The organism is Rhodococcus sp. NPDC058505 (assembly GCF_042720095.1).
Classification (GTDB): domain Bacteria; phylum Actinomycetota; class Actinomycetes; order Mycobacteriales; family Mycobacteriaceae; genus Rhodococcus_G.
The window spans coordinates 73,720-85,259 of sequence record NZ_JBHXNB010000005.1; the positions used below are offsets into that span (position 1 = coordinate 73,720).

The window sequence follows — 11,540 nt, forward strand, 5'->3', positions numbered from 1 at the left end:
CGCCGCCGCGGTGCTGCTCGGTCGGCTGACCGGGCTACCCTTGCCCGCGGTGCTCGTGCCCCCGATGCTGCTGTCGCGGCTGGTGCTGGGCGTGCACTACCCGACCGACGTGCTCGCCGGGTCCGCCCTGGGAGCAGCCTCGGCCGCAGTGGTGCTGCGCGCCGACAGGAAGTGTGGAGAGAGATGAGCGAGCACCCGACCGAGGTCGCCGGACCGCCCAAGTCGCTGCCTGCCGGGATCGTCAAGGCGCTGCGCCCGCGGCAGTGGGTGAAGAACGTCCTGGTGCTCGCGGCGCCGCTGGCGGCGGGCTCGGTCACCGAGCCCGACGTGCTGCTGCCCGTCGCGCTGGCGTTCGTGGTGTTCTGCATGGCCGCGTCCGGCATCTACCTCGTCAACGACGCGATGGACGTCGAGTCGGACCGGCAGCACCCGACGAAACGGTTCCGGCCGATCGCCGCGGGCGTGCTGCCCGTCGGGCTGGCGTACGCGATGGCGGCGGTGCTGCTCGCCGGCTCGATCGGGCTCTCGTTCATCGCGAACTGGCAGCTGGCGGTCGTGATGTCGGTGTACATCGTGATCCAGCTGGCCTACTGCTTCGGACTGAAGAACCAGGCCGTCCTCGACATCTGCATCGTCTCGTCCGGGTTCCTGATCCGGGCGATCGCGGGCGGTGTCGCCGCCGACATCCCGCTGTCGCAGTGGTTCCTGCTGATCATGGCGTTCGGCTCGCTGTTCATGGCGGCGGGCAAGCGGTACGCCGAGCTCAAGCTCGCCGAGGCGACGGGCGCGAAGATCCGCAAGGCGCTGCAGTACTACACGTCCACCTACCTGCGGTTCGTCTGGACGCTGGCCGCCACCGCCGTGGTGATCTGCTACGGACTGTGGGCCTTCGAGCGGGATCAGGCGACCGGGACCAACTGGTTCGCCATCTCGATGATCCCGTTCACGATCGCGATCCTCCGCTACGCCGTCGACATCGACGGCGGCGAGGCCGGTGAGCCCGAGGAGATCGCGCTGCACGACCGGGTGCTGCAGTTCCTCGCGCTCGCGTGGATCGGAGTCGTGGGTGTCGCTGTCTACATCGCCTGACACGGGCCGCGCGGAGGAGATCGCGCCACCCGCCCGCGCCGCGTCGGAGACCGTCGCGGCGCCGGTGGCGCGGCTGGTGTACCTCACTGGGATCGTGGTCACCGGTGCCCTGTTCCTGTGGGGTGCGTGGGAGCGGCGCTGGATCGCCGATGACGGGCTGATCGTGCTGCGCACCGTCCGGAACCTGCTCGCCGGGAACGGGCCGGTGTTCAACGCGGGCGAGCGGGTGGAGGCGAACACCAGCACCCTGTGGACCTACCTGATCTACGCGTTCGGCTGGGTGACGCAGATCCGGCTCGAGTACGTGGTGCTGACCCTGGCGCTGGTGCTGTCGGTCGCCGCGGTGGTGCTGGCGATGGTCGGCACCGGAACCCTCTGGCGCGGTGCCGACCAACGGGGTCGCTCCGCGGGCTCCGCTGCTGCCGCGGGCACCCTGCTGCTGCCCGCGGGCGCGCTGGCCTACATCGCGGTGCCCCCGGCCCGCGACTTCGCGACCTCCGGCCTGGAGAGTTCCCTGGTCATCTTCTGGATCGCCCTGCTGTGGCTGCTGATGGTGCAGTGGTCCCGCCGCACCCCGACCCCCGGCCGGGTGCTGGTCCTCGCGTTCCTCGCCGGGCTCGGGCCGCTGGTCCGCCCGGAGATGGTTGTCCTCGCGGCGCTGGTGCTGTTGATGCTGGTGCTCAGCCCGGGGACCTGGCGGCTGCGGGCCGCGATCGTCGCGGTCGCTGGCGCGGCCCCGGTCGGCTACCAGATCTGGCGGATGGGCTACTACGGCCTGCCCTATCCGAACACGGCGGTGTCCAAGGACGCGGGCGGCGCCAAGTGGTCGCAGGGCCTGACGTATCTGTGGAATCTCGTCGGACCGTACTGGCTGTGGCTGCCGCTGCTGGTCATCGGCGGCTACGTCGGGTGGCTGGTGTACCGGCGCAGCGGGTTCGCGCTGCCCGGTGACCGGGTCGGCGCGACCGGTCTGGCCCGGCTGCACAGCCCCGCCGCGGTGGTGCTGCTGTTCGTCGGCACCGGACTGCTCCTCGGCGTCTACTCGGTCCGGGTCGGCGGCGACTTCATGCACGGGCGGGTGCTGCTGCCGGTGCTGTTCTGCCTAATCCTGCCGATCGCGGTGCTCCCGGTGCGGGTGCCGCGCCGGGACCAGTGGGGGCGGACACCGGCAACCGCGCTGTTCGCCGCCGGTTCGCTGGCATGGCTGGTGACGATCGGGTGGGCGGTCGTCGCGTCCACCGCGCAGGGCATGCCGAACGGCACCGTCGTTGGGAAATCCGGCATCGTCGACGAGCGCAACTTCTACGTCCTCAACACCGGGCACGAGCACCCGATCCGGGCCGAGGACTACCTCGACTACCCGCGAATGCGCGCCATGGTCGAGACGATCAACAACACTCCCGACGGCGGCCTGCTGCTGCCGTCCGGCTACTACACCTTCTGGGATCTCGTGCCGCCGCCAGCGCCGATCCCGGAGGGCGGCGCCGGTCACACGGTGTTCTTCCTGAATCTCGGCATGACGAGCATGAACGTCGGCCTCGATGTGAAGGTCGTCGACCAGATGGGCCTTGCCTATCCGCTCGCCGCGCACACCGAGCGGCTCGGGGACGGCCGGATCGGGCACGACAAGGCGCTCTACCCGGACTGGGTCGTCGCCGACACCGGGATGGTGGACCGGCATCCGTGGCTGCCGCCGTACCTGGACGAGAACTGGGTCGCGCGGGCCCAGGTCGCGCTCACCTGCCCGGACACCCAGGAGTTGCTGGCCTCGTCGCGCGGGGACCTGACGCGGGCGTTGTTCATCCGCAACGTGAAGCGCGCGTTCCACTACGCGGGCTACCGCATCGACCGGGTTCCGGAGTACGAGATCGCGCGGTGCGGGCTGCAGTTGCCGCCGGAGCTGCCGCGCTGAGACGCGGGCGGGTGAAACCCCGACTAGCGACAAAGGTCACGTTCATGTAACGCTCGTGACCGGAATGCGATGTACAGATAGATGAACTGCCCGGTACCGGCCCCGCGGGGCCGATTTCGGGCGCCGGGGCAGTGGTTGTCAGGTCAGGGACGTTCGCATACGCTGCGGCGAGCGCAGTGTGACCTTGATTCGTTCCACTGCCGGTCCCGCGTGCGTTGGGCCGGCAGAGCCGTGGCTTCGTGCCAGACTTTCGGGCCGCTTCGGCGGATACCGCAGGAGAGAAAGAGAGCAATATTCATGCGTATTGGCAGACCGAGGTTCCAGAACCTCAAGCGACGCCTCCTCGGCCTTTCGGCCGCAGCGCTCGTGCTGCCCGTCACTGCTGGTATTGCGGGTACCGCCGTCGCAGGCGCCGCACCGTCCGTGCACCGCGCACCGGCGGGCGGCTTCGAAGAGGTGATGGTTCCCTCCTCCATGGGCCCGGTCAAGGTGCAGATCCAGTGGGCGAAGCGGGGCGGCGACGCCGCGCTGTACCTGCTCGACGGACTCCGCGCCCGCGACGACCGCAACGCGTGGTCGTTCGAGACCAACGCGCTCGACCAGTTCGCGAACGACAACATCACCCTGGTGATGCCGGTCGGTGGCCAGTCCTCCTTCTACAGCGACTGGATCGCGCCGTCGAACTTCAACGGCCAGAAGACCACCTACAAGTGGGAGACCTTCCTCACCGAGGAGCTCCCCGATTACCTCGCCACCCGCGGCGTCTCGCGCAGCAACAACGGCGTCCTCGGCCTGTCGATGGGCGGCTCCGCTGCCCTGACGCTGGCCGCGTACCACCGCGACCAGTTCAAGTTCGCCAGCTCGCTGTCCGGCTACCTGAACATCTCGGCGCCCGGCATGCGTGAGGCCATCCGCGTCGCGATGCTCGACGCGGGCCGCTTCAACGTGGACTCCATGTGGGGCCCGCCGTGGAGCAAGGCGTGGCTGCGCAACGATCCGTTCGTGTTCGCCCCCAAGCTCGAGGGCCTGTCGCTGTACATCTCGTCGGCGAGCGGTCTGCCGGGTGAGTACGACGCGCCGCGCAAGCCGATCGACTACTACAACACCGCGAACGGCATGGGCCTCGAGGCCCTGGCCCTGGTCAACACCCGCGCCTTCCAGGCGCGGATGGCGACCCTGGGGATCCCGGCGACCTACAGCTTCCCGTCGAACGGCACCCACTCGTGGCCGTACTGGTCGGCGGAGCTGTTCAAGGCCCGCGGCCAGATCCTGGACACCCTGAACGCCTGGTGACCGGATCTCCAACGCGATGACACGGATGCCGCTCTGGCCGCCCACCCGGGCGGTCCGGGCGGCATCCGTCGTTTGACGGACACGTAACAAACGACACACACACCGCGCGTCACAGGCGTCACAGCAGTCCGGTGTGTACTAATGGGCACACGAGTGTTCAGGCGTCACAGCGGTGCGTGCGGGGGTCGGGGACCAGCCGACAGCCGCCGGGTTCCGACGGGGGTACAACGCGGAACCGGCCGACAGAGAAAGAGAGTCACCGTCACATGCGACCAGCATCGAGAAAGTTGGGTGCGCGTTTCGGGGGGAGCATCGGCTCCCCACGGCGACGCGGGCGCGCGTTGACCCTGCTGGCGGCCGCGCTGGTGCTGCCGACCGCGGCAGGCCTGACCACCGCCACCATCGCCTCCGCCGAGCCGTCCACGAGCCCGGCCGCGACGACCACCACCACCACCACCACCGTCGCGCCGCCGGACCCCGGGACGGACGTCCGGGAAACGCTGGCACCGAAATCGGCGACCACGCCGGTGTCCGCCACCGCGACGGAATCCGCGGAACCGACGACGACCACCACCGTCGCGCCGCCGACCACGACCGTCGCGGCCACGACCACGACGACCACCACGACCGCGGCACCGACCACGCCGCCGCCCGCCGCCGCGCCGCGGGTGATCTCGGCGCGGTCCGCGCCTGCACCGGACCGTTCGATCCCCGGCGTGTCGAAGGTGCAGTGGATCACCGACCGGCGGGTCGCGCTGTGGGTCGACTCGGCGGCGATGGGCGCACCGTTCCAGGTGCAGATCCTGCTGGCCAGGGACTGGAACGCCAGGCCGGACGCCACCTTCCCCGCGCTGTACCTGCTCGACGGACTGCGGGCGCGTGACGACGAGAGCGGCTGGACCATCGAGACCGATGCCGCCAGCTTCTACGCCGACAAGAATGTCAACGTCATCCTCCCGGTCGGCGGCCAGTCCAGCTTCTACTCCGACTGGCTGGAACCGGACAACGGCAAGTTCTACCAGCTGGAGACGTTCCTGACGAAGGAACTGCCCCCGGTGCTGGAGAACGGCATGCGGACCACCGGCACCCGCGGCGTGATCGGGCTGTCGATGGGCGGCACCTCGGCGATGTTCCTCGCCGCCCGCAACCCCGGCTTCTTCACGTTCGCCGGCTCGTTCTCCGGCTACCTGAGCACCACCTCGCTCGGCATGCCGCAGGCGCTGCAGTACGCGATGAACGATGCGGGCGGCTACAACGTCAACAAGATGTGGGGCCCGCCGAGCAACCCGCTGTGGAAGGAGCACGACCCGTACATCCTGGCGGAGAAGCTCAAGGGCACCAGCCTGTACATCTCCAGCGGCAGCGGCATGGCGGGCCCGTATGACCAGCCGTCCGGCATCCCCGGCGTGTCCACGAACTACGCGGGCATGGGCCTGGAGATTCTGTCCCGGCTGACCTCGCAGTCGTTCGCGACGAAGCTGAACAAGCTGGGGATCCCCGCGCAGGTCAACTACCGCCCGTCCGGCACCCACTCGTGGCCGTACTGGCAGTTCGAGATGCACCAGGCGTGGCCGCAGGTCGCGAACGCGCTCGGAACCGAGGTCAGCGCCCCGGCGTGCGGCCTGAACGGCGAGATCGGCGGGGTCGCGAACGCCAACCCGTGGCTCGGCGGCTGCGTGACCGGTGAATACTCGGTCGCCGGTGGCCTCGCGCAGGACTTCCGCAACGGCCGGATCTTCTGGTCGGGCGGCACCGGCGCCCAGGTGGTGACCGGGATGATCGGCGGCGAATACCAGGCGATGGGCGGTCCCGCCGGTCCGCTCGGATTGCCGTCCACCAGCGAGTTCGGCACCCCCGACGGCCGCGGCCGCGGCAACCACTTCCAGGCCGGGTCGATCTACTGGACCCCGCAGACCGGTGCGCACGCGGTCCGCGGCGCGATCCGCGACGAGTGGGCGCGGCAGGGCTGGGAGCTGGGCCCGCTCGGCTACCCGGTCGGCGACGAGGTCGACACCCCGACCAAGGACGGCGCGGTGCAGGGCTTCGAGATCGGTGCCATGTACTGGAGCCCGACCACCGGCGCGAACGCGGTGCAGGGGCTGATCATGCAGAAGTACGCCGAGCTGGGGTACGAGAACAGCTGGCTCGGGTTCCCCCGGTCCAGTGAGCGGGGCCCGATCCGGGACAACGGCCGGTTCAACGAGTTCGAGCACGGCAACATCTACTGGAGCCCGGCGAGCGGCGCGTGGTCGGTGAAGAACGGGCCGATCTTCGACGCCTGGGCCAGGGAGAACTATGAGGGCGGCCGGCTCGGCTACCCGATCAGTGACGAATATCCCTTCGAGGGTGGTGTCCGGCAGAACTTCCAGTTCGGCACCATCACCGCCAAGGGTGGAAACACCCAGCTCGGATAGCGAATCGACGTCGACGGGCCGGGTTGCGTAGAGCGGACCCGGCCCGTCGACGTCGGTACCCTCGACAGCGATCACCCGCGGCGTTCCGAGCGCCGACCACACAGAGGACTGTGACCCACATGCTCGTTTCTTCCCGTTCCCCGTTCGCCAGGGTGCTGGCCGTCGGCGCGTTCGCGGCCCTGTCCGTCGGGGTCCTCGCCGGCTGCGGCAGCGACGACTCGACGGCGTCGAGCACGCCGACCCTGACCACGGCGGCCGGATCGGGGTCGCCGACGGTGCCGCCGCTGGCGACCGGCATCGAGGTGCCCGCGTACACGACGCCGTCGGTCGCGGCGACCGCGCCGCCCGAGACCCCGGAGGCGGTGCCGAGCGGATTCCCCGGCCCCACCGAGGCCCCGGCCCTCGACGACCGCGGCCGCGCGTACCTGGAGGCGCTGAAGAAGGGTGGGGTGACCCCGGCCGACAACGGCGACATCGCGATCTCCACCGCGAACTACATCTGCGCGGCGAAGGAGAGCAACGTCGCCGAGGACGAGATTCTCGCGTACGTGACCGGCATGGCCGGTGTCGAGGCGGGGCTCGCCGGCGGGACGCCGACCGACGAGGACGCCACCAAGGCCGCCCGCGTCTACATCGACGCCGCACAGTCCACCTACTGCAAGTAAGCCATGTCTGCCGCACGGAAATCCCGCAGCCGCCTGCTGCGGACGCTGGTGGCCCTGATCGTGGTCCTGCTGGTCGCGCTCGTCGCGCTGGTGGCCTGGTACCTGCTCGCGGGCCGGGTCCCGAAGCCGCCGGTGACCCCGCCGGGGCCGGAGCGGCCGTCGGCGCAGCCGGCGAGCTGCCCCGACGTCCAGGTGGTCGCGATTCCCGGAACCTGGGAGTCCAGCGCCGCCGACGACCCGTTCGCCCCGACCGCGAACCCGAACTCCCTGATGCTCAACATCACCAGGCCGCTGCAGGCCGAGTTCGATCCGCAGCGGGTGCAGGTGTACACGGTGCCGTACGTGGCGCAGTTCTCGAACCCGGTCGCGCTGCCGCCGGACGGGCAGATGTCCTACAACAAGAGCCGCGGTGAGGGCACCGCGAAGGCAACCGACGTGCTGGCGGCGATGCACGCGGAGTGCCCGCTGACCAGTTTCGTGCTGACCGGGTTCTCGCAGGGTGCGGTGATCGCCGGTGACCTCGCGGCGAGCATCGGCGCCGGAACCGGGCCGGTCCCGGCGGACCTGGTGCTCGGGGTCGGGCTGATCGCCGACGGCAGGCGTGACCCGGCGGCCGGTGTGACCGTCGGCCCGCCGGTCGCGGGTGTCGGCGCGGAGTTGTCGCTGGCCGGGATCAAGCTGCCGGGCATCACGATGACCGGCGCCCGCCCCGGCGGATTCGGCGCGCTCAACGATCGGGCCGTGCAGATCTGTGCGCCGACGGACGGCATCTGTGATGCGCCTTCCGAGGCGTTCAAGCCGGGGAACTGGATGGGGAGCCTGTCCCGGCTCCTCGAATACGTCAACAATCCTGTGCACGCGCTGTATAACAGCTTCGTCGTTGATGGAAACGGCACCACGGCGACCCAGTGGATGACAAACTGGGCCGCTGAGAAGGTGCGTACGGCACCCACCCCTGCTCATGAGTGAGGGAGTCCCTGTGCACGAATAGGGGTGGGCGTCGGTACCCGATAGAGTGACCAACCGGTCACCAGCCGTTTCCGCACTGCCAGCTTTCAGGAGAATCGATCGATGAGTTCCGCCGACGCGCCCGCGCCGCGCAAGTTCCGGTTCGCGGCCGGTGGCGAGGGTAACGCCGACGAAGGCGGGGCCCGGCGCTTCGTCAAACTGGCCCAGCAGGCCGAGGAACTCGGGTACGACAGCTTCATGATCCCGGACCACCTCGGCAACCAGGTCGGCCCGATCGCGGCCCTCGGCGCCCTCGCCGTCGCCACCGACAAGATTCGGCTCGGAACGGCAGTGTTGGCCAACGGTTTTCGTCACCCCGCCGTCCTCGCGAAGGATGCAGCCACCATCGATGTGCTGTCCGGGGGACGCCTGGAGCTGGGCATCGGCGCGGGGTGGATGAAGGACGAGTTCGACAAGGCCGGGATCGCGTACGACCGGCCCGGTGTCCGCATTGCCAAGCTTGAGGAGTCCCTGCAGATCCTGGACACGCTGCTGCGCGGCCAGGAATGCACCTTCGAGGGCAAGTACTTCACGATCAACGGACTCAAGGGCAGCCCGCGACCGCGGCAGGGTCCGCGCCCCCCGATCGCGATCGGCGGCGGCGGCCCGAAGATGCTCGCGCTGGCCGCCAAGTACGCGGACATCGTGTCGCTGGCCCCGCCGAGCAACGCGGAGGGCCGGATGCTGCTCTCCGGGATCACGATGGAGGCCACCGCGGCCCGGGTCGACCGGATCCGGGAGGCGGCGGGGGACCGGTTCGACGACATCGAACTGAACTGGACGATCACCACGATCATGCCGACCGATGATCGGGAGGCGATGGCGGAGATGGCGTTGGCGGCGATCGCGAACGGGTACCCGCCGAACATCGAGGCGGACGTCACGCTGACCGTCGAGGAGATCCTCAACTCGCCGTACCTGGCGATCGGCACCTACGAGGAGATCGCCGACCAGATCAGGGCCGTTCGCGCGCGCACGTCGATGTCGTACGTCGGCATCTTCCCGACCCAGATGGAAGCGTTCGCGCCAGTCATTGCCCAGCTCAAGGGGGAATGACCGGCGTGGGACTGTAATATTCCGTTGGTTTGGGGTGCGAAACAGGTCGTTGTCAAGACGCGATCTGACTATTGCCACTAGACACTGATTGCATGATCCCCTCGCGGGAGCAGGGAATGAAGCCCGCCGGTGCGCGATCCTGGCGCCGGGGCTTGCCTTGGAGGAGAAGGTATGAAGAACTTCGATGACTACGTCGACGGATCCGGCCAGATCGTTCTGACGCCGGGCAACACCCTTGTCGACTACGTCGAGCAGCACACTCGGGACAACGCCGACGAGCTGGCATACCGCTACATCGACTACTCCCGTGAACGCGACGGCGAGGTGCACGAGCTCACCTGGAACCAGTTCGGGGTCCGGCTGCGCGCGGTCGCGGCGCGGCTGCAGCAGGTGACCAAGCCCGGCGACCGGGTCGCGGTCCTCGCCCCGCAGGGCCTCGACTACGTGATCTCGTTCTTCGCCGCCATCCACGCCGGGACCATCGCGGTGCCGCTGTTCGACCCGGACGAGCCCGGCCACACCGACCGCCTGCACGCGGTCCTCGGCGACTGCGAACCCGCAGCGATCCTCACCGCGTCCGAGTCGGCCGCGGGCGTCCGGCAGCTGTTCCGGTCGCTGCCCGCGCCGCAGCGGCCCCGGATCATCGCCGTCGACGCCATCCCGGACACCGTCGGCGAGACGTGGAGCAACCCGGATCCCGCCCTCGACGACATCGCCTACCTGCAGTACACGTCGGGCTCGACCCGCGTCCCCGCCGGTGTCGAGATCACCCACCGGGCGGTCGGCACGAACGCGCTGCAGATGGCCGACGCGATCGGGCTGAGCACCGACTCCCGCGGCGTCACCTGGCTGCCGCTGTTCCACGACATGGGCCTGCTGACGGTGATCCTGCCCGCGCTGGGCGGCAAGTACATCACGATCATGAGCCCGCGGGCGTTCGTCGCCCGCCCGTACCGCTGGATCAAGGAACTCGCCGCGGTCGCCGACGGTGCCGGCACGTTCGCGGCGGCGCCGAACTTCGCGTTCGAGCACGCCGCCGCCCGCGGCCTGCCGAAGAGCGGCGAGACCCTCGACCTGTCCAACGTGATCGGCCTGATCAACGGCAGCGAGCCGGTCACCACCTCGTCGATGCGCAAGTTCAACGAGGCCTTCGCGCCGTACGGGCTGCCGAAGACCGCGATCAAGCCGTCCTACGGCATGGCCGAGGCGACGCTGTTCGTCTCGACCACCGACCAGGCCGACGAGGCCAGGGTCATCTACGTCGACCGGGACCGGCTGGGGCAGGGCCGGATGGTCAAGGTCGCGCAGGACGCGCCCGGCGCCATCGCGCAGGTCTCCTGCGGGCACGTCGCGCGCAGCCAGTGGGCCGCGATCGTCGACCCCGAGACCGGTGCCGAGGTCGCGGACGAGCACGTCGGCGAGATCTGGCTGCACGGCAACAACATGGGCATCGGCTACTGGGGCCGCACCGACGAGACCGCGCAGACCTTCCACAACAAGCTCACCGACCGGCTGACCGAGGGCAGCAAGGCCGACGGCACCCCCGCGGACGCGAACTGGATGCGCACCGGCGACTACGGCGTCTACGTGGACGGCGAGCTGTACATCACCGGCCGGGTCAAGGACCTGGTGATCGTCGACGGCCGCAACCACTACCCGCAGGACCTCGAGTTCTCGGCGCAGGAGTCGAGCACCGCGCTGCGGCCCGGGTTCGTCGCCGCGTTCGCGGTGCCGGCGAACCAGCTGCCCGCGGAGGTCTTCGAGTTCGGCGCCGCCGGCCTCAGCTACGACGCGGACGACGCCTCCGAGCAGCTCGTGGTCGTCGCCGAACGCGCCCCCGGCGCGGGCAAGGCCGACCCGGCCCCGGTCGCCGACGCGGTGCGGGCGGCGATCTCCGGTCGGCACGGGGTCACCGCGCGCGACGTGCTGCTGGTGCCCGCCGGTTCCATCCCCCGCACGTCCAGCGGAAAAATTGCGCGACGCGCCTGCAAGGCCGCGTACATCGAGGGCACCCTGCGCGGCGGCTACCAGCAGACCGCGTTCCCGGACAGCGTCTGAACGCGCAACCGTCCCCGACGACCCCTCCGACGACGAGTAGCGTGA

General features: G+C 69.7%; 9 protein-coding genes. All 9 read left to right on the top strand.

Annotation, left to right across the window (positions count from 1 at the left end):
• Positions 1 to 187 (top strand): phosphatase PAP2 family protein (locus ACFWPA_RS05770; protein WP_378569818.1); only part of this gene is annotated, 187 nt, incomplete at its 5' end.
• Positions 184 to 1,089: a decaprenyl-phosphate phosphoribosyltransferase gene (locus ACFWPA_RS05775; protein ID WP_378507602.1), complete on the top strand. Its 906-nt coding sequence runs from the start codon at positions 184 to 186 to the stop codon at positions 1,087 to 1,089. The genes ACFWPA_RS05770 and ACFWPA_RS05775, both read left to right, overlap by 4 nt.
• Positions 1,067 to 3,001 (top strand): flagellar motor control protein ZomB, encoded by a 1,935-nt coding sequence (gene zomB, locus ACFWPA_RS05780; protein ID WP_378507603.1) that lies wholly within the window; start codon positions 1,067 to 1,069, stop codon positions 2,999 to 3,001. The genes ACFWPA_RS05775 and zomB overlap by 23 nt, the downstream gene beginning before the upstream one ends.
• Positions 3,002 to 3,298: 297 nt before the next feature.
• Positions 3,299 to 4,294 carry an alpha/beta hydrolase gene (locus ACFWPA_RS05785; RefSeq protein ID WP_378507604.1) on the top strand — a complete coding sequence of 332 codons (996 nt, stop codon included), beginning with the start codon at positions 3,299 to 3,301 and terminating at the stop codon, positions 4,292 to 4,294.
• Positions 4,295 to 4,581: 287 nt separating this feature from the next.
• Positions 4,582 to 6,708 carry an alpha/beta hydrolase-fold protein gene (locus ACFWPA_RS05790; RefSeq protein ID WP_378569819.1) on the top strand — a complete coding sequence of 709 codons (2,127 nt, stop codon included), beginning with the start codon at positions 4,582 to 4,584 and terminating at the stop codon, positions 6,706 to 6,708.
• Positions 6,709 to 6,827: 119 nt separating this feature from the next.
• Complete coding sequence (locus tag ACFWPA_RS05795; RefSeq protein ID WP_378507605.1) at positions 6,828 to 7,373, top strand: DUF732 domain-containing protein; 546 nt, start codon at positions 6,828 to 6,830, stop codon at positions 7,371 to 7,373.
• 3 nt (positions 7,374 to 7,376) lie between these two features.
• A complete protein-coding gene (locus ACFWPA_RS05800) occupies positions 7,377 to 8,342 on the top strand; it encodes a cutinase family protein (protein WP_378507606.1) in 966 nt (321 codons plus the stop codon).
• A 102-nt stretch (positions 8,343 to 8,444) separates the two neighbouring features.
• Positions 8,445 to 9,437 (top strand): LLM class F420-dependent oxidoreductase, encoded by a 993-nt coding sequence (locus tag ACFWPA_RS05805; protein ID WP_378507607.1) that lies wholly within the window; start codon positions 8,445 to 8,447, stop codon positions 9,435 to 9,437.
• Positions 9,438 to 9,608: 171 nt separating this feature from the next.
• Positions 9,609 to 11,495, top strand: coding sequence for a long-chain-fatty-acid--AMP ligase FadD32 (fadD32, locus tag ACFWPA_RS05810; protein WP_378507608.1), 1,887 nt, complete (start codon positions 9,609 to 9,611; stop codon positions 11,493 to 11,495).
• The last annotated feature ends 45 nt before the right edge of the window (positions 11,496 to 11,540 follow it).

What these genes read in the sequence shown, in the direction of transcription:
- ACFWPA_RS05775 (WP_378507602.1), top strand. Translation starts at nt 184, where the DNA reads ATGAGCGAGCACCCGACCGAGGTCGCCGGACCGCCCAAGTCGCTGCCT.
- ACFWPA_RS05785 (WP_378507604.1), top strand. Translation starts at nt 3,299, where the DNA reads ATGCGTATTGGCAGACCGAGGTTCCAGAACCTCAAGCGACGCCTCCTC.
- ACFWPA_RS05795 (WP_378507605.1), top strand. Translation starts at nt 6,828, where the DNA reads ATGCTCGTTTCTTCCCGTTCCCCGTTCGCCAGGGTGCTGGCCGTCGGC.
- ACFWPA_RS05800 (WP_378507606.1), top strand. Translation starts at nt 7,377, where the DNA reads ATGTCTGCCGCACGGAAATCCCGCAGCCGCCTGCTGCGGACGCTGGTG.
- ACFWPA_RS05805 (WP_378507607.1), top strand. Translation starts at nt 8,445, where the DNA reads ATGAGTTCCGCCGACGCGCCCGCGCCGCGCAAGTTCCGGTTCGCGGCC.
- fadD32 (WP_378507608.1), top strand. Translation starts at nt 9,609, where the DNA reads ATGAAGAACTTCGATGACTACGTCGACGGATCCGGCCAGATCGTTCTG.